The organism is Streptomyces sp. NPDC046915, assembly GCF_040644935.1.
GTDB lineage: Bacteria > Actinomycetota > Actinomycetes > Streptomycetales > Streptomycetaceae > Streptomyces.
On the sequence record NZ_JBEYXB010000032.1, the window covers coordinates 1 to 24732 of the forward strand.

23 protein-coding genes are annotated in these 24732 nt (G+C 70.0%); 3 read left to right on the forward strand and 20 right to left on the reverse strand.

Annotated elements, in window-relative coordinates:
* Window positions 1-101 precede the first annotated feature (101 nt).
* A complete protein-coding gene (locus tag ABZ915_RS44195) occupies window positions 102-1256 on the reverse strand; it encodes a right-handed parallel beta-helix repeat-containing protein (RefSeq protein ID WP_361815647.1) in 1155 nt (384 codons plus the stop codon).
* 198 nt (window positions 1257-1454) lie between these two features.
* Between ABZ915_RS44195 and ABZ915_RS44200 the strand changes: the two genes are divergently transcribed.
* Complete coding sequence (locus tag ABZ915_RS44200; protein ID WP_361815650.1) at window positions 1455-3656, forward strand: family 43 glycosylhydrolase; 2202 nt, start codon at window positions 1455-1457, stop codon at window positions 3654-3656.
* Here ABZ915_RS44200 and ABZ915_RS44205 read toward each other — a convergent pair.
* Window positions 3649-4446, reverse strand: coding sequence for an HAD family acid phosphatase (locus ABZ915_RS44205; protein ID WP_361815653.1), 798 nt, complete (start codon window positions 4444-4446; stop codon window positions 3649-3651). The two genes, ABZ915_RS44200 and ABZ915_RS44205, sit on opposite strands and share 8 nt — an antisense overlap.
* A 400-nt stretch (window positions 4447-4846) precedes the next feature.
* Between ABZ915_RS44205 and ABZ915_RS44210 the strand changes: the two genes are divergently transcribed.
* Window positions 4847-5656 carry an NB-ARC domain-containing protein gene (locus ABZ915_RS44210; RefSeq protein WP_361815656.1) on the forward strand — a complete coding sequence of 270 codons (810 nt, stop codon included), beginning with the start codon at window positions 4847-4849 and terminating at the stop codon, window positions 5654-5656.
* A 2-nt stretch (window positions 5657-5658) separates the two neighbouring features.
* Here ABZ915_RS44210 and ABZ915_RS44215 read toward each other — a convergent pair whose 3' ends face one another.
* Genes ABZ915_RS44215 through ABZ915_RS44225 form a run of 3 tightly spaced genes read right to left on the reverse strand, consistent with a single transcriptional unit; the run spans window position 5659 to window position 7496 of the window.
* Window positions 5659-6201, reverse strand: a complete 543-nt coding sequence (locus ABZ915_RS44215) for a GNAT family protein (protein WP_361815658.1) — start codon at window positions 6199-6201, stop codon at window positions 5659-5661.
* A gap of 46 nt (window positions 6202-6247) precedes the next feature.
* The gene (locus tag ABZ915_RS44220) at window positions 6248-6937 is read right to left on the reverse strand and encodes a phytanoyl-CoA dioxygenase family protein (RefSeq protein ID WP_361815661.1); all 690 of its coding nucleotides are present in this window, start codon (window positions 6935-6937) and stop codon (window positions 6248-6250) included.
* The gene (locus ABZ915_RS44225) at window positions 6930-7496 is read right to left on the reverse strand and encodes a DUF6879 family protein (RefSeq protein WP_361815664.1); all 567 of its coding nucleotides are present in this window, start codon (window positions 7494-7496) and stop codon (window positions 6930-6932) included. The genes ABZ915_RS44220 and ABZ915_RS44225 overlap by 8 nt, the downstream gene beginning before the upstream one ends.
* A 44-nt stretch (window positions 7497-7540) precedes the next feature.
* On the opposite strand from ABZ915_RS44225, the gene ABZ915_RS44230 reads away from it, so the two are divergent.
* On the forward strand, window positions 7541-7933 hold the full coding sequence (locus tag ABZ915_RS44230; protein ID WP_361815666.1) for a hypothetical protein: 393 nt from the start codon (window positions 7541-7543) through the stop codon (window positions 7931-7933).
* Window positions 7934-7949: 16 nt separating this feature from the next.
* Here the strand turns inward: ABZ915_RS44230 and ABZ915_RS44235 are convergent, their stop codons facing one another.
* From ABZ915_RS44235 to ABZ915_RS44305, 15 genes are all read right to left on the reverse strand, one after another.
* Window positions 7950-9062 carry a chondroitinase-B domain-containing protein gene (locus ABZ915_RS44235; RefSeq protein ID WP_361815669.1) on the reverse strand — a complete coding sequence of 371 codons (1113 nt, stop codon included), beginning with the start codon at window positions 9060-9062 and terminating at the stop codon, window positions 7950-7952.
* 24 nt (window positions 9063-9086) lie between these two features.
* Window positions 9087-10121 (reverse strand): pectinesterase family protein, encoded by a 1035-nt coding sequence (locus ABZ915_RS44240; protein ID WP_361815672.1) that lies wholly within the window; start codon window positions 10119-10121, stop codon window positions 9087-9089.
* 1 nt (window position 10122) lies between these two features.
* Window positions 10123-11274 carry a pectinesterase family protein gene (locus ABZ915_RS44245; protein ID WP_361815675.1) on the reverse strand — a complete coding sequence of 384 codons (1152 nt, stop codon included), beginning with the start codon at window positions 11272-11274 and terminating at the stop codon, window positions 10123-10125.
* 78 nt (window positions 11275-11352) lie between these two features.
* Entirely contained in the window at window positions 11353-12666 is a 1314-nt protein-coding gene (locus ABZ915_RS44250) for a pectate lyase (protein ID WP_361815677.1), read from the reverse strand.
* A 13-nt stretch (window positions 12667-12679) separates the two neighbouring features.
* A complete protein-coding gene (locus ABZ915_RS44255) occupies window positions 12680-13456 on the reverse strand; it encodes a rhamnogalacturonan acetylesterase (RefSeq protein WP_361815680.1) in 777 nt (258 codons plus the stop codon).
* A gap of 73 nt (window positions 13457-13529) precedes the next feature.
* Window positions 13530-14867, reverse strand: coding sequence for a sugar ABC transporter substrate-binding protein (locus ABZ915_RS44260; RefSeq protein WP_361815683.1), 1338 nt, complete (start codon window positions 14865-14867; stop codon window positions 13530-13532).
* Between the two features lie 110 nt (window positions 14868-14977).
* Window positions 14978-16534, reverse strand: a complete 1557-nt coding sequence (locus tag ABZ915_RS44265; RefSeq protein ID WP_361815686.1) for a family 43 glycosylhydrolase — start codon at window positions 16532-16534, stop codon at window positions 14978-14980.
* Window positions 16531-17376, reverse strand: coding sequence for a PmoA family protein (locus ABZ915_RS44270; RefSeq protein ID WP_361815689.1), 846 nt, complete (start codon window positions 17374-17376; stop codon window positions 16531-16533). The genes ABZ915_RS44265 and ABZ915_RS44270 overlap by 4 nt, the downstream gene beginning before the upstream one ends.
* The gene (locus ABZ915_RS44275) at window positions 17373-18542 is read right to left on the reverse strand and encodes a Gfo/Idh/MocA family oxidoreductase (protein WP_361815692.1); all 1170 of its coding nucleotides are present in this window, start codon (window positions 18540-18542) and stop codon (window positions 17373-17375) included. Before ABZ915_RS44275 ends, ABZ915_RS44270 begins: the two co-directional genes overlap by 4 nt.
* Window positions 18539-19417: a carbohydrate ABC transporter permease gene (locus ABZ915_RS44280; protein ID WP_361815872.1), complete on the reverse strand. Its 879-nt coding sequence runs from the start codon at window positions 19415-19417 to the stop codon at window positions 18539-18541. Before ABZ915_RS44280 ends, ABZ915_RS44275 begins: the two co-directional genes overlap by 4 nt.
* 8 nt (window positions 19418-19425) lie before the next feature.
* Entirely contained in the window at window positions 19426-20361 is a 936-nt protein-coding gene (locus ABZ915_RS44285) for a sugar ABC transporter permease (RefSeq protein WP_361815695.1), read from the reverse strand.
* A 123-nt stretch (window positions 20362-20484) separates the two neighbouring features.
* The gene (gene araD / locus ABZ915_RS44290) at window positions 20485-22206 is read right to left on the reverse strand and encodes an L-arabinonate dehydratase (RefSeq protein ID WP_361815698.1); all 1722 of its coding nucleotides are present in this window, start codon (window positions 22204-22206) and stop codon (window positions 20485-20487) included.
* Entirely contained in the window at window positions 22203-23111 is a 909-nt protein-coding gene (locus tag ABZ915_RS44295) for a dihydrodipicolinate synthase family protein (RefSeq protein ID WP_361815701.1), read from the reverse strand. The genes araD and ABZ915_RS44295 overlap by 4 nt, the downstream gene beginning before the upstream one ends.
* Complete coding sequence (locus tag ABZ915_RS44300) at window positions 23108-23764, reverse strand: GntR family transcriptional regulator (protein ID WP_361815704.1); 657 nt, start codon at window positions 23762-23764, stop codon at window positions 23108-23110. Before ABZ915_RS44300 ends, ABZ915_RS44295 begins: the two co-directional genes overlap by 4 nt.
* 176 nt (window positions 23765-23940) lie before the next feature.
* Window positions 23941-24693 carry an MBL fold metallo-hydrolase gene (locus ABZ915_RS44305; protein WP_361815707.1) on the reverse strand — a complete coding sequence of 251 codons (753 nt, stop codon included), beginning with the start codon at window positions 24691-24693 and terminating at the stop codon, window positions 23941-23943.
* Window positions 24694-24732: the final 39 nt, after the last annotated feature.

Sequence of the window (24732 nt, forward strand, 5' to 3'; positions counted from 1 at the left end):
GAGGGCTCGCACCCGGCACTCCCCCAGCCTTCGGCCGGGGGGACCCCCAGAGCACGCACCGGACGCCGCTCCTTGACGGGCAAACGTTGCCTGCCCCGGCACTAGTCCATGGCCGAGCCGAGGGCGGTCGAGCCCGTGGTGAGGAAGGTCGTCGCGGGCAGCGAGCCGTCCGGCTTGCGGGCGCCGTACGCCGTGGTCGCGTCGGTCGACCTGAAGGCGGGGGTGCTGACGCCGCCGTCCCAGTTGTTGGCGGCGGAGACGGTGGCGGAGCCCAGCTTGTCCAGGCCGCCCTTGTTGCTCACGGCGAGGTTGCGGGCGAGGCGGGCCTTGCCGGTGGCGAAGTAGAAGCCGGCCTCGGTGTTGGCGTACGCGGTGTTGCGGCCCAGCACGATCGCGCCGGTGTTGGAGTTCTCGGTGAAGCCGTTGAGGGTGTTGTCCCAGGCCGCGTTGTTGTTCACGACGTGCCCGACCGCGACGCCCCCGCCGCCCAGTTTGAAGCCGTTGCCGTTGCCCTCGAAGGCCGAGTCGTTCCAGCGGTTCTTGCCGTTGCCGAAGGCCCAGGAGTGCTCGATGGTGACCGGCGAGGAGAACTGCCAGAGGTCGAGGCCGTCGTCCGAGTTGTTGTACAGGCGGGCACCGGTGACCCTGTTGCCCGCGCCGGAGCCGAACTTGACGGCGATGCCGTCGGCGTTCTGACCGTGCCCGGCGGCGTCGTAGTTGCCGTGACTGTCCAGGTTCTGCACGAGGTTGTTCACGGTGTTGTCGCCGCGCAGGGTGAAGCCGGAGTCGCCGTTGTCCGCGGTGACGAGGTTCTTGAAGACGCCGCCGGTGGAGGAGGTGACGACGAAGCCCTGGGCCGGGGAGTTCTGGAAGGTGAGGTTCTGGACGGTCCAGTAGCTGCCGTAGATCCCGGTGAGCCAGGAGCCGGCGGGCAGCTCGGACCCGTCGATCTTCACCTTCTCGCCGCCGTACGCCTGGAGCGTGATCCGGTTCGAACCGGTGCCGCTCGCGGTGGACTTGAGCGTGGCCGTCGGATAGTACGTGCCCCCGCGCACCTGGATGACGGTGCCGGCCGCCGCGTTCTTCACGGCCGACTCCAGCTGGGCGGTGCTGGACACGGTGACCGTCGTCGTGGCGGCCTGGGCGCCGCCGTTCGACAGGCCGAGGCAGACGCCGCCGGCCCCCGCGGCGACCGCCACCGCCGCGGCGATCGAGAGGGTGCGCGTCCTGCGGTGGCGTCCGGTGCTCTGGCGCACGGGAGGTTCCTTTCCTAGGGGGAAGCTACGGACACCAGTCGCCACCGTGGCCGGAGTGGGTTGCCGGGCCGAACGAAAACGAGCGAAAGTTTCGGCGGTTCTCATCCCGCTCTCATCGATTGACGCGTCTTTCCCCACTGGTGACACTCCGAGGGCGCAACACCCAACAGAAACCCCCACGCTCCGACAGGATTACCCATGCGCCTAAGAGCCGCGCTCCTCGCCTGTCTCGCCCTGCTGCTCACGCTGTTCGCCGCCCCGCCCGGCACCGCGCACTCTGGAGCCCCACCCGTGAAACACCCCAAGTACGCCGGTTACCTCTTCGCCTACTTCACCGGCGAGGGCACCGCCGACGGCGAACAGATCCGCTACGCCCTCAGCCGGGGCAACGACCCGCTGCACTGGCGCGAGCTGAACGCCGGGAAGCCGGTCCTGACCTCGACCATCGGCGAGAAGGGCCTGCGCGACCCGTTCGTCATCCGCTCCCCGAAGGGCGACAAGTTCTACCTGATCGCCACCGACCTCAGGATGTACGACAACAGCAGCGGCAGCTGGGACCACGTCCAGCGGCACGGCAGCAAGTCCATCATGATCTGGGAGTCCACGGACCTGGTGCACTGGACCGACCAGCGCCTGGTGAAGGTCGCCCCCGACAACGCGGGCAACACCTGGGCGCCGGAGGCCTACTGGGACGACTCGCTCGGCGAGTACGTCGTCTTCTGGGCGTCGAAGCTGTACGCCGACGACGACCCCGGCCACACGGGCTCGACCTACAACAAGATGCTCTACGCGACGACGAAGGACTTCCGCACCTTCAGCGCGCCCAAGGTCTGGGACGACCCGGGCTACTCCGTCATCGACTCGACGGTGGTCAAGTACAAGAACACCTACTACCGCTACACCAAGGACGAACGCGACCCGTCCTCCAGCTCCCCCTGCTCGAAGTTCATCACCGGCGAGAAGTCGACCAGCCTGACGAGCACCACGTACGACTTCGTCTCCGACTGCGTCGGCAGCGGGTCCATCGAGCGCGGCGAGGGGCCGACGGTGTTCAAGTCGAACACCGAGAAGAAGTGGTACCTGTTCATCGACGAGTACGGACTGCGCGGCTACGTGCCCTTCGAGACCACCGACCTGGACTCCGGCAAGTGGACGATGTCCAAGGACTACCAGCTCCCGGCGAGCCCCCGGCACGGCACGGTGATGCCGGTGACGCAGGCGGAGTACGACCGCCTGCTGGCCGCGTATCCGAGCACGCCCACCTCCGTGGTGGACGCGGCGGCGAAGGACCAGAAGGGGTACGCGATCGTCACCGAGTCGGCGTCGAAGGTCGTGCTGCCGGTGGCCCCGGACGCCGATCCGTCCCGGCTGGCGCCGAAGCTGTGGGTGGGTGAGGGCGCGACGGTCAGTCCGAGGTCCGGTACCCGGCGCGACTTCCGCAAGCCGCAGAAGTACACGGTGACGGCGGCGGACGGCACGACCCGCACCTGGACGGTCGAGGCCGTCCGCACCCGAAGTCCGATCCTGCCCGGCCTGAACGCGGACCCGGACGTCCACCACCTGAACGGCCAGTACTGGATCTATCCCACGACGGACGGCTACCAGGGCTGGAGCGGAACGAGTTTCAAGGCGTACTCGTCGAGGGACCTGGTCCACTGGAAGGACCACGGCGTGATCCTCGACCTGGGCCCGGACGTCTCCTGGGCCGACAAGAACGCCTGGGCTCCGGCGATCACCGAACGGAACGGGAAGTACTACTTCTACTTCTGCGCGGAGCAGCAGATAGGCGTGGCGGTGGCCGACTCCCCCGCCGGCCCCTTCAAGGACGCGCTCGGCAAACCCCTGGTCGCCAAGGGGAAGCTGGCGGGTCAGATGATCGACCCGGCCGTGTTCACGGACGACGACGGGCAGGCGTATCTGTACTGGGGCAACGGGCACGCGTACGTGGTCCCGCTGAACGAGGACATGACGTCGTACGACCCGGCGAAGGTGAAGGACATCACCACGGACGACTTCCGTGAGGGATCCTTTGTGATCAAGCGGAACGGCACGTACTACTTCATGTGGTCCGAGGACGACACCCGCAGCGAGAACTACCACGTGGCCTACGCGACGGGACCGTCCCCGCTCGGCCCGTGGACCAAGCGGGGGACGATCCTGTCCAAGCGTCCCGAGTACGGCATCCTCGCCACCGGCCACCACTCCGTGGTGAACGTGCCCGGCACCGACGACTGGTACATCGTCTACCACCGGTTCGCACTGAACGGCCCCGGCAAGGCGGGCGGTGACGGGATGCACCGGGAGACGACGGTCGACCGCATGCGGTTCGCGGCCGACGGCACGATCGAACCGGTCGTACCGACCCTGGAGTCGATCGGACCGGTGAGGACCGCTAGCTGACGAAGTACGTCGGGTTCGGGATCTTGTACGTACGGTCGGCGTGGCCGCCGTCGAGGTCCGAGTACTGGTCGCCGAAGTTGGCGATGATCTCGTACCCGAGGTCGTCCTCGATGTGCTCGCGGGTGCCGGACTTGTACTGGACCGTGGTGCAGTTCCAGGTGCCCGGGGTGGCGCAGGCGCTCAGGTAGGACGGCGGGTTCGCCTTGTCCTTGAGGAACATGTGGTCGGCGTCGAGGTTCACATCGGCGCCGACCTTCTTCAGGTTCTCGACGGCGGCGGTGCGCTGCGACTCGCTCAGACCCGAGTTGTAGAAGACCTCGACGCCCTTGGACTCGGCGTACTGGACCAGCTCGGGACTGCCGAAGACGGCCGGGCGGTCGGCCCGGTTCACGTAGTCGCCCCAGGTGGTCGAGTTGTACGTGTAGTTGTAGCGCTTCTCGTAGTCGAGGCTGAGCAGCAGCGTGTCGTCGATGTCGAAGACGACCGCGGGCTTCTCGTGCCGGTGGTGCGCCTTGCGCGCCGCCTGGTCGATGTACCGCTTCGCGGCGGAGTCGAGGCGCGCCAGGTCCTTGGCGTACGGGCTGTCCGGGGACGCCTGGTAGACGCCGTTGGCGTCCGCGGTGGTCCCGTAGTAGGTGTCGATGTCCTTCACCAGTTGCCCGATGTTGTAGGGCTCGTGGGTGGAGTTCGCCGTGGACTGACCGGCGGTGGCCGCACCGGCGCCGTACAGGGCACCACCGGCGAGGGCACAGGCGGCGGCCACAGAGGCCGCTCTGAGGGACTTCCGCATGGAATCTCCGGATCTTATGTTGTGATTGTTGCGCCAGGTCACGCATTGTCTACGCGCATCACGCAGGGGGATGCGACCCTAGTTATCCGATCGATACAATCCGGCCCTCGTGCCCCCAGTGGCTGGAGAACGCCTCCCCCGCGATTGCCCGGGCCGCACGGCGGACACAATTCCTGCACAGGGGACGCCGCCGAAGGTGGGTGAACGTGGCAGCCGACGGTCCCGAAGACCGGGCAGGACAGCGCTCGGACCTGTCGGGGGCGGCCAGGGACGTCGTGCAGGCCCGCGATGTCAGCGGCGGAGTGCACTTCCACTGTTCCGGAACGGCCAAGGGGCCTGGTCGAGGTCTCCGACGGCCTGTGTGCGGTTGACGAAATGGCCGATTCCGCGGGGCAGTTCCTTGGGCGGACAGCTCTACATCAACCTGCGCGGCTACGACCCTGGCGCCCCGGTCACGGCGGACGAGGCCCTGGAACGCTTCCTGCGCTCGCTCGGGGTGACGGCCCGGTCGGTGCCGACGGACACCGAACACAAGTCGAGCCTGTACCGGTCGCTGGTGGCCGGCCGCCGCCTCCTGGTGGTACTGGACAACGCCTCCAGCGTCGCGCAGGTGCGCACGTTGCTGCCCGGAGGCGCTCATACGGTCGTGTTGGTGACGAGCCGCAGCCGGCTTTCGGGGCTCGTCGTGCGGGACGGCGCACGCCGCTTCACGGTGGATGTCCTCTCCGAGGAGGACGCCATCGACCTGGTGCGGACCAGCACAGGCGAGTTCCCCGTCGGTGACGACGACGCCGACATCGCCGAACTCGCCCGGCTCTGCTCCTACTTGCCGCTGGCGTTGCGTATCGCGGCGGAGCGTGCGGCCAGCCGTCCGGGCATGCCACTGGCCGAGTTGATACAGGATCTGCGGGACGAGTCCGCCCTGTGGGACGCGCTGTCGGTGGACGACGAGGACGAGGCGGGCGCGGTGCGCTCGGTGTTCGCCTGGTCCTACCGCGCCCTGCCGGAGCCGGCCGCGCGGGTCTTCTGCCTGCTCGGGCTGCATCCGGCCGTCGACTTCAGCATCCATGCCGCCGCGGCGCCGGCCGGTGTCCACGTCGACCGTGTCCGGCACCCGTTGGACGTACTGGCCGGAGCACATCTGCTGGAGGCCCGCGGCCCGGGCCGGCGTCGCGCCGAGCTGCGGCGTCTGCTCACGGACGCCTGCTGAGGTCAGGCCGGGTCGAGCTCCCGGTCGCGGCGCAGCAGCGCGTACAGGACCTGGTCGTGCCAGGAGCCTTCGCGCCACTGCGCGTCCCGCAGGACGCCCTCGCGCCGGAAGCCGATGCGTCGCAGCGCGCGTTGTTCGGGGAGGTTCTCGATGTCCGTCATCGCCTGGATGCGCCAGGCGAGGGTGTTGGCGAAGAGGTAGTCCACCAGCAGCCGTTGGGACCGGGTGCCGATTCCCCGTCCCCGTGCGCGGGGGAGGATGTGCACGCCGATCTCCCAGCACCACGAGGTCTGCGGCAGACCGAAGACGCGTCGGTACCAGGAGACGCTGCCCACGGCTGCCTCGCCGTCCACAACGGTCAGCCGACCGCCGTCGGCACCGATCGCTCCCAGCTCCGCCAGGCCGCGGCCCGGTGGGCTGAGGCCGAACCACTGGTGTTCCCCGGCCCCGTCCCGCGATTCGTATGCCGTCTCGAACAGCGCGAGGTCCGACTCATGGAGGGGCCGCAGGGCGACCGAAGGAGGGCTGTCGGGCGCGTTCACCATGAGTACTCGCCGAGCAGTTCCCGTGTCTCCGGGTCGGCCGTGCGCCTCAACTCGTCAGTGAGGGGACGGGACGGCCGCACCCCGCGATCGCGGTGTCCGGCCTGATCCAGGAGGGGACGTAGCCGAGGAGGAGCAGTCGTCGCGGCCCGGCCGCGGCCGTCGCCGCGCCGACCCGGTGCCACAGATTCCCGTGCAGCAGAACGGCGTCTCCCGGCTGGAAGAGGAGCTCCACCTGCCCCGGGCGCGCGCTGTGATCGCCCGGTGGGATGGTGAGGTCGGTGCTGTGGTGCGACCCCGGTATCAGGCACAGGGGTCCCTCGTCCGCACCGATCGGATCGAGATAGACGAGGCAGTGGATTTGGTGGGGACAGCAGAAGAACGGCGGCAGAGGGCGCGGCACCACCGGCATGTGGATGTGCCAGGGCACGGCATAACCGGCCGCGCCCGCGAACGTCATCCGGGCGTCCAGGTCGAGCCACACCTGTGGGCCCAGCAACGACCGGGCGGTCGACAGCGTCGGTTCGAGCGTCAGCAGCGGGTGGAAGGTCGCGTCCTTGTCGAGGAGAAACCGTAGGTAGATGTTCTGCCCGGGAAGCAACTCCGCTGCCGGATCGTCCTTTTCGACCTCGACGAGACGCGAGACCGCCTCTGCCAGAGCTCTCGTCCGGACCGGGTCGATGAGTCCGGGCAACGTGAGATAGCCGTCCCGCACCAGCCTTTCGGTCGCGTCACGCATCGGGTACGCGCAGTTCGCTGTTCCGGATCCTGGCCAGCAGCTCCGACAGGGGAAACGAGCGCCGCAGGAACTCCTTCCAGGCGGTACGTGCCTGTTCGAGGCGCTCGGGGTCGTCGTTCTTGTTGATGTAGAGAAGCCGTCCCTCGTCGTCGTAACTAAGGTCGAGAACGGTTTCGTCGTCGAACAGCCAGGTGTCCGTGTAGACGAGATCGGGGACGTCCTCGCGGAAGATGAAACGGATGTCCTCGCCGGCGGCTCCGTTCACCGCGTAGTACCAGTCGATCTCGAATTGCAGATACGGCGTCAGCGTGCGCGGAATGATGTGGACGCGGCCCACGTATTTCCCGTCCTCCACGCATGCACGGATATTCTCTGCCCATTCCTGGTTCCGGCCGGCGGGCAGCGGATCCCCCGCGAGATAGCTGTGGAAATTTTCCTTCTCGTCTTCGACGCTGTAGACGTTCAGGGTTTCGATGCGTGTCGCCGAGGAACAAAAGCTCGTGAAGTACCGGCCGAATTCTTCCATGCTGACGATCACGCCGACAGACCGCGCGGGCATGGGCAGTTCCTGATCGCCCAGTGGAACGGAATGGGGGAAATCTGATGGATTTGACATCGATAGTGACTCCGGGGGCCCAGTCGCTGGTCGCCGCGATCCTCGCCGACGGATGGCAGCGCGCCCGTTCGGCGCTCGCCGCGCGGTGGAGCCGGGGCACCGGCGAGCCGCAGGCCGAAATCGAGCGGCGCCTCGACGAGGCGTGCCCCGCTCCGGACGCGGAAAGCACCGATCCGGCGGTCCGGCGGGCCCTGCTCCAGGCCCACTGGACCGCCTTCCTGCTGACGGCCGTCACCGAACGGCCCGAACTCCTGGACGTCGTGCGCCAACTCGGCGGCCAGGCCGACGACCGCGTCCACAACACCAACAGCGGGACCGTCACCACGCTCGTCCAGAGCCGTGACATCCACGGGGGGATCACGTTCGGCAACAGCCGCTGAGGCCAGTGGCAGGAGGTCAGTTCATGGTGGCGCCGATGGTGGTGCTGCTCGTGGTCAGGAATGTCGTGGCGGGCAGGGAGCCGTCGGACTTGCGGGCGTTGTACGCCGTCGAGGCGTCCGTGGACTTGAAGGCCGGCGTGGAGATGCCGGAGTCCCAGTTGTTGCCGGCCGAGACCACGCCGGAGCCCTTGCTGACCAGTCCGCCGCCGTTGCTCACCGCGAGGTTCTTGCCGAGCCTGGCGGAGCTGGTGGCGAAGTAGTAGCCCCACTTGCTGTTGGCGTAGGCGGTGGTGCGGTTGATGACGATGGCGCCGGTGTTGGAGTTCTCGGTGAAGCCGTTGCCCGCGTTGCCCCAGGCGGCGGAGTTGTTGACGACGTGCGCGACCGTGACGCCGTTGCCGCCCAGCTTGTAGCCGTTGCCGTTGCCCTCGAAGGCGGAGTCGCCCCAGCGGTTGACGCCGTTGCCGAAGGACCAGGTGTGCTCGATGGTGACGGGTGAGGAGAAGGACCACAGGTCGATGCCGTCGTCCGAGTTGTTGTAGAGCCGCGCCCCGGTGACGAGGTTGCCGGTGCCGGAGCCGAACTTGATGGCGACCCCGTCGGCGTTCTGGCCGTGGGTGGCGGCGTCGTAGTTGCCGTAACTGTCCAGGTTCTTCACGGTGTTGTTGACCGTGCCGTCCCCGGTGAGCGTGAAGCCGGAGTCGCCGCCGTTGATGGTCCTGACGTTGTTCCAGTTGGTGCCCGTACAGGACTGGCAGACGACCGCGCTGTCCGGGGAGTTCTGGAAGGTGATGTCGGAGACGTTCCAGTAGTCGGCGGTCAGCTTGAAGATCCAGGAGCCGGAGGGGAGCGACGAGCCGTCGATCTTGACGGTCTCCGAGCCGTAGGCGGTGAGCGTGACGGGCGAGGAGCTGCTGCCGTTCGCCGTGGACTGGAGCGTGGCCGTCGGGTAGTACGTGCCGCCGCGGACCTGGATGACCGTGCCGGCGGTGGCGTTCTTGATCGCGTTGGACAGGTCGGTGGAGTTGCTGACGACGACGGTCGCGGCCTGCGCCTGGCTGGGGAGCACGGCGAGTGAGGCGCCGAGCGCGAGGGCCGCGGCGACGGCGAGGGAGGTTCGACGAGACATGGGAGTGGGGTTCCTTTCGTCGTTTCAGAGCGGTTGCGCGGGGACCTTCCAGTCGCCGAGGTAGGCCGCCGGGGTGTGCGACCGGGCCTCGGTGCGGGTGAGTTGGGGCCGGTTCTCGGGGACCGTGATCACCGAGCCCGGCCCGGTGTCGCGGTACTCGTGGAAGCGCATGGACTGCCAGGGGTAGGCGTCGCGCATGTTGGTGTAGGGGGTGACCGGGTCGATGCCGGGGCCGATCCAGGTGTCCCGGACGACCAGGGACGGCCAGGCGGTCGTCTCGTACGACGGCACCCAGGGCCGCGCCAGCTTGTACGCCCCGTCCTCGGCTCCGGAGGTGATCCGGGAGCGGACGGCGAGGATGCCGTAGGGGTTGGCGCGGGCGGTGGAGGGGGCGAACACCATGCCCTTGGGGGTGAAGGACACGTCCCGCTGGAGTGTGCGGAAGTGGCAGCGGTCGAAGACGGCGGTCGCCCGGCCGAAGACGAAGTCGACGTCGCCCTCGATGTGGCAGCGGTGGAAGTACTGCCGGTCGAAGGTGTCGAGCGCCGTCGTGTCGACGAACAGCGTGTCCTGGTGGGCCAGCAGCCGGACGTTCTCGAAGCGGGTCCGGTCGCCGTAGGTGTAGGCGGCCACCGCCTGCGTGCCCGTGATGTCGGGGTGGTCGGCACGCAGCCAGTCGTTGGCGAGGGTCAGGTCGCGGACGGTCAGCCCGGGTGCCGCGGAGGTGAAGGTGGCCGAGCCCGCGGTGCCGTACGTCGTGCCGTCGGGCTTCTTCGTGCCGTTGGCGTGGTCGTAGACGATGATGGCGTCACGCGGGTCGCGGGTGGCGCCGCGGATCGTCAACTCCCTCTTCTCCACGGGGATGTCGACGACCTCGCGATACGTCCCCGGGTGCACGACGATCGTCCGGCCGGGCCCGTCCACCGCGTCCACGGCCGCCTGTACGGAGTCGCCGGGGCGGACGTGCAGGACACGGTGGCGGCCGCCGGCGAGAGCGGGCGGGGCGCCGGCGGCGAGCAGGCCGCCGGTGATGCTCGCCAGGAGGGTGCGCCTGCGCATGTCAGCAGCCCTCCCGCCACGGCGTCCAGTCCCCGAGATAGGCCTCTCGGGTCGCCGACCGGGCCTGCTCGCCGGTGAGTTGGGGGCGGTTCTCGGGGACGGTGATCTCCGCGCCCGGCCCCGTGTTGCGGTACTCGGCGAAGCGCTGGTCCTGCCACGGATAGGTGGCCGACATGTTGGTGTAGGGCGCGACCGCGTCGATGCCGGGGCCGAGGCGGGTGTCCCGGACGGTGAGCATCGGGCGGGCGGTGGGGTCGGAGCCGGGGACCCAGGGGCGGGCCAGCTTGTAGAAGGCGTCCGGGGCCTCGCCGCTGACCCGGCTGCGCGTCACCAGGTAGCCGCGGGGATCGGCGACCGCCGTGGAGGGCGCGAAGACGAAGCCGTAGGGGGCGGCGGTGAGGTCGGTGCGGTTCAGCGTGCGGAAGTGGCAGCGCTCGTACACGGCCGTCGCCCGGCCGAAGACGAAGTCGACGTCGCCCTCGACGTAGCAGTGCGCGTAGTACTGGCGGGCGAAGACGCCGAGCGCCATCGAGTCGGCGTACAGGGTGTCCTGGTGGCCGAGGAACCGGCAGTGGGTGAAGGCGCTCCGGTCGCCCTGCACCTTGATGGCCACCGCCTGCGTGCCGGTGATGTCCGGGTGGTCGGCGCGCAGCCAGTCGTTGGCGAAGGTGATCCAGCGGGCGGTGAAGCCGTCGGCCTGGACGGTCGTGGTGGCCGAGCCCGAGGTGCCGTAGGTGCCCGAGCCGTCCGGCTTCGGCGTCCCGTTGGCGTGGTCGTAGACGATCACGACGTCCCGGGGGTCCTCCGAGGCGCCGATCCAGGTCGCCTCGGTGCGGGTGGTGTCGACGGCGACGGTCTCCCGGTAGGTGCCGGGGCCGAGGACCAGGGTCCAGCCGGTGCCGGTCGCGGCGGTCACGGCGGACTGGACGCCGGTGAAGTCACCGCGGCCGTGCGGGTCGACGTACAGGGTCTTCGGCGTCAGGCGGCGCGCCGGTGACCCGTACCGGCCGAAGGGGCGCCGGCCGCCGGTGGCGTAGGTGGGGTTGGCGTGCGCGGGGGCGGCGGTCGCGAGGCCGAGCCCGGCGGCGGCCTGGGCGCTCGCCGTGAGGAAACCCCTTCTGGACAAGGGTGGTCGGAGGTGGGGCGAGGGCATGCGGATGCTCCTTCGCGGTGCGGCTCGTCGGGGGGTGCCGGCCGGGGCCCGTCCGGCCCCGGCCGTTTCGTGCGGTGCTCAGCGCAGGTGCCCGGCGCCCGCGCAGTGGTCGACGATCCTCGGGACGGCCTTCGCCGGGTCGACCCGCGTCCTCAGGGTCGGCGTCCAGCCGGCGCCCGACTGGAGGATCTCGCCGGGGACCTCGGCGTTGTGGACGGCGATCAGGTCGGTCAGGGTGCCGTTGACGTAGTTGTCGTCGGCGGTGACCGGTGCCTCCTTCCACTTCTTCAGGACCGAACCGGTGCCGACCCCAGCCGGCAGCGTGAACGCGTTGTGCTCCGCGACGAGCTGGGACTCCATACCGATGCCGTAGCTGTATCCGTAGCCGTCACCGGCGACGAAGTGGTTGTTGTACGAGTCCACCTGGCCGAAGCGGACCCGGGGCGCGCGCTCCACCAGGTTCGCGAACAGGTTGTGGTGGAAGGTGACCTTCAGATGCCCCCGGTCCACGGCGGCCGTCGAGGCGCTGTCGCTGTTGCCGATGAGGATCGTCTTGTCGTGGTCCTCGAAGACGTTCCAGGAGGCGGTGACATAGTCGGCGCCCTTGACGATGTCGAGCTCGCCGTCGTGCTGCTCGTAGATCCGCCCGAAGTAGTACGGCAGGGTGCTGTCCGGGTGGTCGCCGTCGGTGAAGGTGTCGTGGTCCATCCACACATGGGTGGAGCCGTAGACGACCGCGCTGTCGTACTCGGAGTTCCAGTTGCCGTCGGCGGTGTCGGTCGGGTCCCACTGCGGGAAGCAGTCGAGCGGGCTCTCGAAGCCCAGATTGCGGACGATGACGTTGTCGACGCCCTTGATCTGGAGGCTCGCACCCTTGAAGCCGGCGTCCTTGCCGATGCCGACGATGGTGGTGTTGGCCGGGATGTTCGCCTTGATGTACGCGTCCTGTACGGCGGCGGAGGCGCGGCGCAGGCCCTCGGGGCTGTCGTCGGGCTCGGCGTCCAGGGTCTTGGTGCGGCCCCAGACGGCCGGGTCGTACGTCTTCAGATAGGCGTCGAAGTCGTACCCCGGCACCGCGAACGACGCGCAGCTCGGCCCGTCGGCGTCGATGGTGCCCTTCACCCTGATGATCTTGGGTGCGCTGCCGCCGTCGGCGAGGGCGGCCTTGAAGGCGTCCCAGGTGGTGACGGTGTAGACGTGCGCAGGGTCGGCGGCGGCGCCGCCGGTGGTCCCGGTGGTGGCCGCGCCCCAGCCGTCGTTCGCGGCCAGCACCTGGCGGTCGAGCGCGACCCGGTGGGGGGCGGCCTGGGCCGTCCCGGTCACGGACAGCACGAGGGCCGTGCAGCCCACGACCGCCGCTATGACAAGTCCATGACATTTCTGTGTACGCACTGTGCGGGTCTCCTCAGCTTGCGGGTGGCCAGGTGATCCAGGAGGTGGGAATGGACTCGTGCAGCCGGATGACGTCGTGCCGGGCCAGCACCCGGGTGCGCAGCAGCTCCCGCGCCACGAGCCGGGCCACGGCGATGGCCCCCGGCGGGTTGAAGTGCGTGTTGTCCTGCTCGGTGTCCGTCCAGTTGAAGTACGTCTTGGTCGCCTCGACCCCGAGCGACTGCCACAGCGCGAGCGACAGCGCCTCGATGTCGAGCAGCGCCACGCGCTCCTCCTCGGCGAGGGCCCGCATCGCTGCCGGATAGTCGCCGTGGGTCGGCACGGCGTTGCCGTCGGCGTCGAACTTTCTCCGCTCGACCGCAGTGGCGAGGACGGGCCGGGCGCCCTTGGCCCGCGCCCCGTCGACGTAGAGCCGCAGATAGTCCTGGTACGTGGTCCAGGGCTCGGTGTAGCGGGTCGGGTCGGCGGACTTCTCGTCGTTGTGCGCGAACTGGACGATCAGCAGATCGCGCGGCCGGATGGTGGCGAGGACGGCGTCGAGCCGGCCTTCGTCGACGAAGCTCTTGGAACTGCGGCCGTTGACGGCCTGGTTGGAGACGGTGATCTCCTTCCGGAGGAAGAAGGGGAGGGCCATGCCCCACCCGGTCTCCGGAGCCGCGTCGGCGTACTTCTGGGCGGCGGTGGAGTCACCGGCGATGTAGAGGGTTCGTCGGTCCCTCTCGGGAGAACGACCGACGAGAGGAACGGCGGCAAGGGCCGCGGATGTTACCTGTCTGCGCGTAAGGGACACGTGGGTCGCCTTTCAAACAGGGGGTGAGGAGCCCGCGCCCCCGAAGGGGCGCGGGACCGTGCCGATGTGCGGCTCAGTGGTTCTTCTTCCAGTCGGCCTGCGCCTTGTTCAGCTGGTCGGCCAGCGTGTCCAGGAACTCCTTCGCGCTCATCTTCCCGAGCAGCAGCTTCTGGAAGTTCGGCTCGTTGTCCGCCTTGGAGATCGTGTTCCAGTCGGGCAGGTAGTAGGGCAACTGGACGATCTTCGTGTCGCCCCCGTTCAGCGCCTCGGCCGCCAGCTTCGTCGGCTCGGCCTGCTGGATCCACGCGTCCTTGGCCGCGTCGGTGTTCGCCGGGACCTGCCCCGCCGACTCGTTGAACTTGGAGTTCTCCGCGGCGGAGACCGCGAACTCGATGAACTTCCAGGCGGCCGCCTTGTTCTTGCTGGACTTGAACAGGCTCAGTCCGTCCACCGGGTTGGACACCTGCACCCGGGTGCCGTCGTCCATCGTGGGGTTCGGAACGCCCCGGAACTTCTCCTTGCCCAGCGCCTTCAGATGGTCCTGGTACGAGCCCAGGTTGTGGCTCAGCATGCCGATCGTGCCGCTGTCCCACTGGGCGACCATCTTCGTGAAGTCGTTGTTCACGTCGGCGGACGGGGTGTCCTTCTTGTAGAGCGCGACGTACTTCTCCAGGGCTGCCACGTTCTTGGGGTCGTTGACGGTGGTCTTGTCGCCGTTCCAGAACGACGTGATCCCCGTCTGGCCGTACACCGCGTCGAGGGCCGGCGCGATGGCGCCCTCGCCGCCGCGGATGGTGAAGCCGAACTGGTTCTTGCCCTTGTTCGTGAGCTTGCCGGCGGCCGCGTAGAACTTCGACCAGGTGGTCGGCGCGTCCAGGCCGGCCTTCTTGAACAGGTCGGTCCGGTACCACAGCGTGCCGTTGTTCGCGGAGGTGGGCACCTGGTACAGCGTGTCCCCGCCGCCCGCCGCCTTGCTGACGTCGATCAGGTTCTGGCTCAGCTTCCCGTTCAGCGGGCTCTTCGCCAGCCGGCTGTCCAGCGGCTCCAGCGCACCCTGGGCCCCGACCTCGGCGAGCATCGCGGTGCCCACGCCGCCGACGTCCGGCAGGCCGCCGCCCTGGATGGCGGTGTCGTACTTGGACTGCGCACCGGCCGCCGGAATGCCGACGTACTTGACCTTGATGTCCGGGTACTTGTGCTCGAAGTCGGTGATGATCTGCTTCCAGATGTCGGTGCGGACACCGCCGTTGTTGTCCCAGAAGGTGATCGTGCCCTTGCCGGAGCCCTCGTCGCCCTTGTCCCCCGCGCCGCCGCTGCCGTCGTCGCCGCAGGCGGTGGCGGCCAGCGCGAGCACGGAGCCCAGGGCGACGGCCGTGGCGGCGCGCCTGCTTCTGCGGATGCTGCTCTTCATCGGTCTGCTCTCTTCTTCCGGGTTCAGTGGAGACGTGAGGGGCAAGCGCTTGCTGCGCAGGTGCGTCATTGCGGCTCCCAAGAGGCGTGCGGGTTGAACCAGGCAGGTGATCAGCGGGGCTCGATACGGAAGTGCGTGAAGGTGCCCGCCCCGGCGTGCCCGGTTCCGGCCGGCGCGGCGGCGAACAGTCCGAGCAGAGCGCCGACCCAGCGCCAGGGGGTGGCGGCGAAGACGGGACCCGACGGACGGAAGCCGTCCCCGGTGTCGGCGGCGAAACGACAGCGCGCGTCCGGGCCGATCTCGATGCGCAGCCGGGCGTGTCCCTCGGGCGCGGGCCGCGGATGCCCGGCGTCCCGCTCCCTCTCGGCGACGGCCTCGGCGAACCGGTGCACGAGGTGGACCGTCCCGTCGTCCTGGCGTTCGAGTCCGATCCAGCCGAACGCGTCGCCGAGGACCGCCAGCCCGGCCCGAGCCCCCGGCTCCTCGCTGTGCAGCCTGAGCCCGGCCTCGACGGTCGCCGGGGTGCCGGGCAGCCGCTGGGTGAGGATGTGCGGCAGCGTGCGCAGGTCGTGGGCGCCGCGAGTGCGGACGCAGGTCAGCCGCAGTCCGTCGGCGGAGTGCTGGGTGGCCCAGCCGTCATGGGGGTCCCCCCGCTCGAGCGAAGCCGAGCGTGGGGGAGGATTGGCCGTCCACTGCCACTGACGGCCGTAGCGTCCGCCGGGGAAGTCGTCGTCGGTGGCGGGCGCGGCGGGCGGCTGCGGCGGCAGGGCGGGGCGGCGGTGTTCGGTGACGGGGGCGCCGTCGTCGCCGATCACCGGCCAGTTGTCGGGACCCCAGCGCATCGGCTGGAGGTGCACGACACGGCCGTACGCGCCGCGCTGCTGGAAGTGCAGGAACCAGTCCTCGCCGGTCCGGGTGCGTACCCAGCCGCCCTGGTGCGGCCCGTTGACGCCGGTGTCCCGCTGTTCGAGGACGATCCGCTCCTCGTACGGCCCGAAGAAGTCCCGCGACCGGAAGGCGCCCTGCCAGCCGGTCTCCACTCCCCCGGCGGGTGCCAGGATCCAGAACCAGCCGTCGTGCCGGTACAGCTTGGGCCCTTCGAGGGTGAACCAGCCCGGGATCCCGTCCCCGTCGACGATCAGCTTGCCCTCGTCCAGCAGGCCCGTGCCGTCGGGGCGCATCCGGTGGCCGGTGAGCCGGTTCTTGACGCCCGAGCGGGATTTCGCCCAGGCGTGCACCAGATACGCCTCGCCGGTCTCCTCGTCCCACAGGGGGCAGGGATCGATGAGTCCCTTGCCCGCCTCGACGAGGTACGGGCGGGTCCAAGGACCGCGTATCTCAGGCGCGTTGACCTGGAAGACGCCCTGGTCGGGATCGCCCCAGAAGATCCAGAAGCGGTCGTCGTGGAAGCGCAACGAGGGTGCCCAGACCCCGCAGTCGTGGCGCGGCGACCTGAACTCGGCGGCCGGCTCCAGGCGTTGCAGGGCGTGGCCGACCAGGGTCCAGTTCACCAGGTCGCGGGAGTGCAGCAGCGGGAGGCCGGGGGCGCGGCCGAAGCTGGACGCGGTGAGGTAGAAGTCGTCGCCGACGCGCACGACGTCCGGGTCGGACCAGTCGGCGTTCAGGACCGGGTTGCGGTACGTCTCCGCGGTCAGGGGGACGCTCATTGGCTCACCGCCTTCCGCACCAGCGCCGCCGCCTCGTCCCGGCCGAGCCGGCCGTCGGCGACGACGGTGACGATCCGCCGTACGACGGTGTCGCCGGGCGCGATCGGCAGCCGCTCCGTGGACGCCAGCGAGGAACCCACCCCCGGGTACTCGGCGGTGCGCACGAACCACGGGTCGCCGCGGGTCTCCTCGGTGGCCCCCGCGAAAACCAGCGTCCAGCCGGCGCCCGCCAGCGCCAGCCAGTCGGCGCGGGCGCCGTGCGCCTCGGCCTCGCCCGCACGCTCGCCGGTGAAGACGTCCGGCGCCGACGCCTCCTTGCGGGCCCGCCAGAAGAAGCCGCCGTACGCGGCACCCGGGCGCCCGTTCGTGGCGGGGCTGCCGATGGACAGCGCCTCGGGCGTGACGTTGGTGAGGGAGAAGGTGAAGTCCAACGCCCAGGCGGTGTCCGTGAGTTCGGTGGCGGCCACGGTACGGCGCTCGCGCAGCAGCTCGGCACCCGAGGCGACCCAGCGCAGTTCCTCGACGAAGCCGTCCGGGTCGCGCAGCTGGAAGCCGGTGTGGCGCTGGGCGCCATGGTTGTCCAGCTCTGTCGGGCCCTGGTCGCGGACGTATGTGCGCCCGCCCCAGAAGTTGTGCCCCTCGACGTCGGGAACGGCGACACCGACGCCGAGGTGGTGGGTGTGGTCGGCGGGGCTGAGCTCGGTGACCGCCGTGCCGGCCAGGGTGGTGACGGGGTGCAGGTAGGGGCGCGGAGAGAGCCGGGCCGGCAGTTCGGGCCGGGTGACATAGCGGCCGACCGGGCGGCCCGCGACCCGCAGGACGTGGGTGTCGTGGGGTGTCATCGGGTGCTCACCTCTTTCGGGAGGGCCCAGGAGGCGCCCAGCTCGGAGTAGAGGGCGAGGGTGTCGGCGGCGGCCGCGACCAGAGAGTCGATGCCGGGTACGACCCGGCGGTTCTCGTCCGGGAGCAGGCGCCAGGCGTCGGCGGGCAGCGCGGCCGGGTCCTCGGCCAGCCGGATCGCTTCGACGACCTTCATGAAGGCGCCCGTCGACTCGGGTGCGACCAGCAGGTCCGCGCCGGTGGTGAGGTGGTCGACGAGGTTCTCCAGCAGGTCCGTACGGCCGTACTCGCTCTCCTCCGGCCCGTGGCCCGCCCGCTGGAGCAGCACGCGGTCCTGCTTGTACCAGTAGGTGATCCGGCCGCTGGAGCCGTGCACCAGGACGTACGGCTCCCCCGGCTCCTCGGCGCACAGGGTCGCGGCGACGGTGACCGGGCCGAGCCCGGTGGTCACCCGGACGCAGGAGGTGTCGTCGGACTCGATGTCGTTGGCGCGCAGCAGCTCGGTCTCGATGCCGGTGACGTCCTCGGCGCGAGTGGTGCCGAGGAGGGCGAGGCCGGTCGCGACGGCGTGGGCGAGGGGGTTGGTGAGGACCCCGTCGATCACGTCGACGCCGTTCAGCCGGCGCCTGCCGGCCCAGGGCGCCCGCCGGTAGTACGCCTCGTCGCGTGCCCAGGCCCCGGCGCCGCCGACCCCCATGATCTCGCCGACCGCGCCCTCGGCGATCATCCGGCGGATCGCGGGCACGGCGTGCGAGCCCAGCGACTGGAAGCCGATCTGGCAGGCCACGCCCGCCTTGGTGACACCGTCGGCCATCCGGCGGAACTCCGTGTACGACGGCGCCGGCGGCTTCTCCAGCAGCAGGTGCACACCCCTGCGGGCGGCCGTCAGGGCCAGGTCGGTGTGGGTCGGGATCGGCGTGCAGACGACCGCGATCCGGGCGCCGGTGGAGTCGAGGAGCGCCCCGAAGTCGGCGGACTGCTCGGGCGTGCCGAGGCCCTCGGGGATCTCGTCGGCGCCCAGCGGGGTCAGCTCGCAGATGCCTGCCAGCCGGACGATGCCCTTGCTCTGGAGCCGGCGGATGTTGTCGAGGTGCCAGCGGCCATGGCCGCGCGCCCCCGCCAGCACGACGGGTACGCCGGCGTCCGCCGTCAGGTCACGGGCCCTCATCCCTTCACCGCCCCCGCGCTGAAGCCGGTGATCAGCCACTTCTGGATGAAGGCGAACACGATCACCACCGGTACGGCCGCGATGATGCCGCCCGCCGCCAGGGCGCCCAGGTCCACGCTGTCGGAGCTCATCAGGGTGTTGAGGCCGACCGGGATGGTCTGCTTGCTCTGGTCGGACAGGAACATCAGGGCGAACAGGAAGTGGTTCCAGGCGTGCACGAAGGCGAAGGAGCCGACGGCGATCAACCCGGGCCGCAGCAGCGGCAGGACGACGATGCGGAAGGCGGCGAAGCGGTTGCAGCCGTCCACCCAGGCGGCCTCCTCCAGGGAGTACGGCACGTTCCGGATGAAGCCGCTGATCAGGATCATCGACAGCGGCAGCTGGAAGACGGTCTCGGCGAGGATCACACTGCCGAGCGAGTTGATCATCTGGAGCTTGGCGAAGATCTGGAACAGCGGCACCAGCAGCAGCGCGCCCGGTACGAACTGGGAGCACAGCAGGGCCAGCATGAAGGCGCGCTTGAGCCGGAAGTCGAAGCGGGCCAGAGCGTAGCCGCCGGCCAGCGCGACCACGGTGGTCAGGAACAGGGTGGCGACACCGACGTACACGCTGTTGGTGAAGTAGGTGCCGAAGCTCCGCTCGCTCCACACCTTCTGGAAGTGGTCGAAGGTGACCGGCCAGGGCACCAGCGAGGTGGAGCCGGCCGGGCGGAGGGCGAAGAGGAGGATCCAGTAGAAGGGGACCAGGGTGAAGAGCAGGTAGACCGACAGGGGCAGGTAGATCTGCCAGCGTGGGGCCTCGTCCCAGGCGCGGCGCCTGCCCCGGCGTGCTCGGGCGGGTTCGGGGGCCACGCGCTTCTCCTCCGCCGGGGCGATCTCGGTGATCACTTCTCGCCACCTCCGAACTTGCTCAGTCGCAGATAGGCGATCGAGCAGAAGAGCAGGATCACGAACGCGACCGTGGTGAGGGCGGACGCGTAGCCGAAGTTGTGGGCGTCGACGCTGGTGTTGGCGATGTAGAGCGGGAGGGTCGTGGTCTCCCCCGCCGGGCCGCCGCCGGTCAGGGTGTAGAGCAGGTCGACGTTGTTGAACTCCCACACCGCCCGCAGCAGCGTGGACAGGACGATGGCGTCCTTCAGGTGCGGCAGCGTGATGTGCCAGAACTGCTTGAGCCGGCTGGCGCCGTCCACCTCGGCCGCCTCGTACAGGTCCTTGGAGACGGACTGGAGGTCGGCGAGGATGAGGATCGCGAAGAACGGCACCCCGCGCCACAGGTCGGCGACCACCGCCGCCGGGAACACGGTCGAGGTGTCCGAGAGCCAGCTGGTGCCGTACGAGCCGATGCCCGCGTCGGCGAGGTAACGGGTGAGGCCGGTCTGGGAGTTGTAGAGCAGCACCCAGATCGCGGAGGTCAGCACGCCGGAGACCGCCCACGGGGAGAAGACCAGTGCCCGGCCGAGGGCCCGGCCGACGAAGGTCTGGTTGACGATCAGGGCGAGGGCGAGACCGAAGAGCAGCTGGAGTCCGACCTCGACGACCACCCACTTCGCGCTGAAGGTGAGCGTGTCCCAGAACTGGGGGTCGTGCGCGAAGGCCTGGGTGAAGTTGTCGAGGCCCGCGAATCCGTTCCGCCACGGCTTGGTGGGGTTGTAGTTCTGGAGGCTGTAGTAGAAGACGCTGAGGACCGGGTAGGCGATGAAGCCCAGCATGAGCAGGGCCGCCGGGGCGATCAGCAGGTACGGGAGCCTGCGCGGCGTCGCGGAGGCACGGCGTCGCCGGGGTGGCGCGGGCGGTTTCGCCACGGCTGCGGCTTGGGCCATGACTGTTCTCCGTTCTGGTGCGTCATGCGGTCTCGTGCGGTTTCATGCGGTTTCGTGCGTTCTCGTACGGGTGAAGCGCTTTCTTCGTGCGCAGGGGCCGGGGCGTCACCGTGGTGCGTGGGGTCAGCCCGCGTAGGGGTCCGCGACCTTGCCGGGGCGGGCGAGGAACTCGAAGTCGCAGCCGGTGTCGGCCTGGGTGATCTGGTCGTTGTAGAGCGCGCCGTATCCGCGCTCGTAGCGCGTGGGCGGCGGCGTCCACTCCGCCCGGCGCCGCTGGAGCTCCTCGTCGTCCACGTCGAGCCGGAGGGTGCGCGCCGCGACGTCCAGGGTGATCGGGTCCCCGGTGCGGACCAGCGCGAGCGGGCCGCCGATGTACGACTCCGGTGCCACGTGCAGCACGCAGGCGCCGTAACTCGTCCCGCTCATCCGGGCGTCGGAGATCCGCACCATGTCGCGCACACCCTGCTTGAGCAGGTGGTCCGGGATCGGGAGCATGCCGTACTCGGGCATGCCCGGCCCGCCCTTGGGGCCGGCGTTGCGCAGCACGAGCACGCTGTCCGCCGTGATGCCGAGGCCGGGGTCGTTGATGGTGCGCTGCATGGTCCGGTAGTCGTCGAAGACGACCGCGGGCCCGGTGTGCCGGAGCAGGTGGGGCTCGGCGGCGATGTGCTTGATGACCGCGCCGTCCGGGCAGAGGTTGCCGCGCAGTACCGCGACCCCGCCCTCGTCGGCCACCGGGTTGTGCCGGGGCCGGATGACGTCGTCGTCGTGCACCTGGGCGCCGGCGAGCTGCTCGCGCAGGGTGTCGTGGGAGACGGTCGGCCGGTCGAGGTGGAGCAGGTCGGTGATCCGGGAGAGGAATCCGGGCAGGCCGCCGGCGAAGTGGAAGTCCTCCATGAGGTACGTCCGTCCGCCGGGGCGGACGTTCGCCAGGACCGGGACCGTGCGGGCGATGCGGTCGAAGTCGTCGAGGGTGAGGCGGATCCCGGCGCGTCCGGCCATGGCGATCAGATGGATGACGGCGTTGGTCGAACCGCCGAGGCCGAGGACCGTGGTCACCGCGTCCTCGAAGGCCTCACGGGTGAGGATGCGGGAGAGCCCGCGGTCCTTGTGGACGAGTTCGACGATGCGCAGACCGGAGGCGGCGGCCATCCGGTCGTGCCCGGAGTCCACGGCGGGGATGCTGGACGCGCCCGGCACGGTGACACCGAGCGCCTCCGCGGCGGCGGTCAGGGTGGAGGCCGTGCCCATGGTCATGCAGTGGCCGGGCGAGCGGGCGAGGCCGCTCTCCAGCTCGGTCATCTCGCAGTCGCCGATGAGGCCGGCGCGCTTGTCGTCCCAGTACTTCCACATGTCGGTGCCGGAGCCGAGCACTTCATTGCGCCAGTGCCCCGGCAGCATGGGCCCGGCCGGCACGAAGACGGTGGGCAGGTCGACGCTCGCGGCGCCCATGAGCAGGGCGGGGGTGGACTTGTCGCAGCCGCCCATGAGGACGGCGCCGTCGACCGGGTAGGACCGCAGCAGTTCCTCGGTCTCCATGGCGAGCATGTTGCGGTAGAGCATGGGGGTCGGCTTCTGGAAGGTCTCGCTGAGGGTGGAGACCGGGAACTCGAGGGGGAAGCCGCCCGCCTGCCACACGCCGCGCTTCACGGCCTGCGCCCGGTCTCTTAGATGTACATGACAAGGATTGATGTCGGACCAGGTGTTGAGGATCGCGATGACGGGCTTGCCCAGGTGCTCCCCGGGCAGATAGCCGAGCTGGCGGGTGCGGGCCCGGTGGCTGAAGGAGCGCAGTCCGTCGGTGCCGTACCACTGGTGGCTTCGGAGCTCTTCCGGCTTCTTCATATGGCCCACCCGGCGGCGATGGCGGCGACCTCGGCGCGTTCGTCCTCGGGCAGCGGCCTGCTGGGCGGGCGGACGTCGCGGCGGCACAGTCCGAGGGAGGCGAGCGCCTCCTTGACGACGGTGACGTTGTTGGCGGAGCCGTGGGCCGCGCGCAGTTCCTCGAAGCGGCGGATCTGCTCCCAGACCTTCATGGCGGCCGGGTAGTCACCGGATCGAAGCGCTTCGATCATGTTCAGCGAAACGGCCGGGGCGACGTTCACCAGCCCGGAGGTGAAGCCGGTGGCGCCCGCGGAGAAGTACGAGGGGGCGTACGGCTCGGCCAGGCCCGCCACCCACACGAAGCGGTCCAGGCCCGCGTCCCGGGCGAAGGCGGCGAACCGGGCCGCGTCCGGCACCGCGTACTTGACGCCGATCACGTTCGGGCAGGCGTCGGCGAGTTCGGCGAGGCGGGCGCCGGTGAGCTGGGCGTTGCGGATGTACGGGACCACGCCCAGCTCGGGGACGGCCTCGGCGATGGCGCGGTGGTAGTCGACCCAGCCGGACTGGGAGACGTACGGGTGGACCGGCTGGTGGACCATCACCATCTGCGCGCCGTGCTCGCGGGCGTGCCGCGCGGAGGCGACGGCGGTCGGCACGTCGTGCCCGACGCCCACCAGGACGACGGCGCGCTCCCCGGCCTCCGTCAGGGTCGACTCCGTGACGAGAAGGCGCTCTTCGGGGGTGAGGGCGTAGAACTCGCCGGTGTTGCCGCCCGGGGTGAGGGTGGTGATGCCGCCGTCGAGCAGACGACGCAGCAGGGCCCGGTGGGTGTCCCGGTCGACGTCGCCGTCCGCGGTGAACGGGGTCACCGGGATCGCCACCACGTCGGCCAGGGCGGCCCGTTGGGTCTCGAACGTCGCGCTCATTCCTGACCTTCCTCTACCTGGGCGTGGGGGAACGCGCGCCGCACGAACGACGCGATGTGCGCGTGCAGGGCGGCCGCCGCGCCGTCCGCCTCACCCGCCAGGGCGAGCCGGAGGATCTCCCGGTGCTCCTCGGCCTCCCGCTCCCAGGAGGGGTCGGCGGCCCAGGCCACGGCCGAGACCAGGGCGGCCTGGTCGCGGACCTCGTCGAGCATCCGGCCGAGCAGCGGGTTGCCGCAGGGCAGGTACAGCGCGCGGTGGAACTCCCGGTTGGCCAGCGAGCGTTCGGCGGTGTCACCGGCCGCGTCGGCCCGGCGCAGCGCGTCCCGGGCGTCGTCGAGGGAGGCGCCCCGGCGCACGGCGCGCCTGAGGGCCTCCGGTTCGAGCAGCAGCCGCACGTCGTAGACCTCGCTCGCCATGTCCGCGTCCACCATGCGCACCGTGACGCCCTTGTACTGGTTCATCACCACCAGCCCGGTCCCGGCCAGCGTCTTGAGCGCCTCGCGCACCGGGGTCTTGGACACCCCGAACTGCGCGGCGAGCTCCGTCTCGACCAGGGCCTGGCCGGGCGTCAGCTGCCCGGTGAGGATGCGGTGTTTGATCCCCTCCAGCACGAACTGCGTGCGGGACGGGATCGGCGTGGGCACAGAGGTCATGCGCGCCTCTCGGGTGTCGCGTATCTGATCTCGCGTATCGCGTCTCATATATGACGTACGAAGTACGACGCGATGAAACTAGGAGGGGGCATGTGTTTCGTCAATGCTTCCGGCAAAGGAAGTTGAGGTTGCCGAGGCAGGAGGGCAGAGGGATGAAGCGCGGGAGGGCCCCAGGGTCAGACGGTTCGCGTCTCGCCCTCGCGGGCGGTGTCGGTGGGCCGGCCGGCGATCACGGCGGCGCGCGCGGTCGCGGTCTCGCGGCCGAGCGTCGGTCCGACGTGGGTGATCAGCAACTCCCCCACACCCGCCTCCCGGGCGACACGCCCGGCGTCCTCAGGTGTCAGATGGACCTGTTCGCCTTCGCGATGCTCATTGATGTCGGCCTCGCACAGGAACAGGTCTGCGTTGACGGCGAGTTCGCCCAGCGCGGCGCAGGGGCCGCTGTCCCCGGAGTACGCCAGGACGCTGCCCTGGGACTCGGCGCGCAGGCCGTACGCCTCGGCGTCGTGGACGACGGCGCGGGTGGTGAGGCGGAGGTTCCAGTGCTGGACGACGTGGCCGTCATACAGGGGGCGGAAGTCCAGGACGTGGCTCAGCCACACCACGTCCGGCCGGTCGAAGAAGCCCGCCAGCCGGCGGGCGCAGTCCCGCGGCGCGTACACCGGGATCGGCGCGGGCGGGGCGAGTCCGCCGAAGGCGAAGGCGTAGGCGGCGGCGAGCAGGTCGGCGCTGTGGTCGGCGTGCAGGTGCGAGATCCAGATCGCCGTCAGCCGTGCGGGGTCCGTGTGCCGCTGCAACTCCGCGAAGGTTCCGGTACCGGCGTCCACCCACACCTCGGCACCCCCGCCGCGCAGCAGGTACCCGGAGCAGGGGCGGCCGGGACCCGGGTGCGGGGAGGCGGTGCCGAGGACGGTGAGGGTGAGGGGCACGCCAGGAGAGTACGTGCCGCCGTACCGTCCTGACTCAGT

Coding starts and splice junctions, on each gene's coding strand:
- ABZ915_RS44200 (WP_361815650.1), top strand. CDS start 1,455: ATGCGCCTAAGAGCCGCGCTCCTCGCCTGTCTCGCCCTGCTGCTCACG.
- ABZ915_RS44205 (WP_361815653.1), bottom strand. CDS start 4,446: ATGCGGAAGTCCCTCAGAGCGGCCTCTGTGGCCGCCGCCTGTGCCCTC.
- ABZ915_RS44215 (WP_361815658.1), bottom strand. CDS start 6,201: ATGGTGAACGCGCCCGACAGCCCTCCTTCGGTCGCCCTGCGGCCCCTC.
- ABZ915_RS44220 (WP_361815661.1), bottom strand. CDS start 6,937: ATGCGTGACGCGACCGAAAGGCTGGTGCGGGACGGCTATCTCACGTTG.
- ABZ915_RS44225 (WP_361815664.1), bottom strand. CDS start 7,496: ATGCCCGCGCGGTCTGTCGGCGTGATCGTCAGCATGGAAGAATTCGGC.
- ABZ915_RS44230 (WP_361815666.1), top strand. CDS start 7,541: ATGGATTTGACATCGATAGTGACTCCGGGGGCCCAGTCGCTGGTCGCC.
- ABZ915_RS44235 (WP_361815669.1), bottom strand. CDS start 9,062: ATGTCTCGTCGAACCTCCCTCGCCGTCGCCGCGGCCCTCGCGCTCGGC.
- ABZ915_RS44240 (WP_361815672.1), bottom strand. CDS start 10,121: ATGCGCAGGCGCACCCTCCTGGCGAGCATCACCGGCGGCCTGCTCGCC.
- ABZ915_RS44245 (WP_361815675.1), bottom strand. CDS start 11,274: ATGCCCTCGCCCCACCTCCGACCACCCTTGTCCAGAAGGGGTTTCCTC.
- ABZ915_RS44260 (WP_361815683.1), bottom strand. CDS start 14,867: ATGAAGAGCAGCATCCGCAGAAGCAGGCGCGCCGCCACGGCCGTCGCC.
- ABZ915_RS44265 (WP_361815686.1), bottom strand. CDS start 16,534: ATGAGCGTCCCCCTGACCGCGGAGACGTACCGCAACCCGGTCCTGAAC.
- ABZ915_RS44270 (WP_361815689.1), bottom strand. CDS start 17,376: ATGACACCCCACGACACCCACGTCCTGCGGGTCGCGGGCCGCCCGGTC.
- ABZ915_RS44275 (WP_361815692.1), bottom strand. CDS start 18,542: ATGAGGGCCCGTGACCTGACGGCGGACGCCGGCGTACCCGTCGTGCTG.
- ABZ915_RS44285 (WP_361815695.1), bottom strand. CDS start 20,361: ATGGCCCAAGCCGCAGCCGTGGCGAAACCGCCCGCGCCACCCCGGCGA.
- araD (WP_361815698.1), bottom strand. CDS start 22,206: ATGAAGAAGCCGGAAGAGCTCCGAAGCCACCAGTGGTACGGCACCGAC.
- ABZ915_RS44295 (WP_361815701.1), bottom strand. CDS start 23,111: ATGAGCGCGACGTTCGAGACCCAACGGGCCGCCCTGGCCGACGTGGTG.
- ABZ915_RS44300 (WP_361815704.1), bottom strand. CDS start 23,764: ATGACCTCTGTGCCCACGCCGATCCCGTCCCGCACGCAGTTCGTGCTG.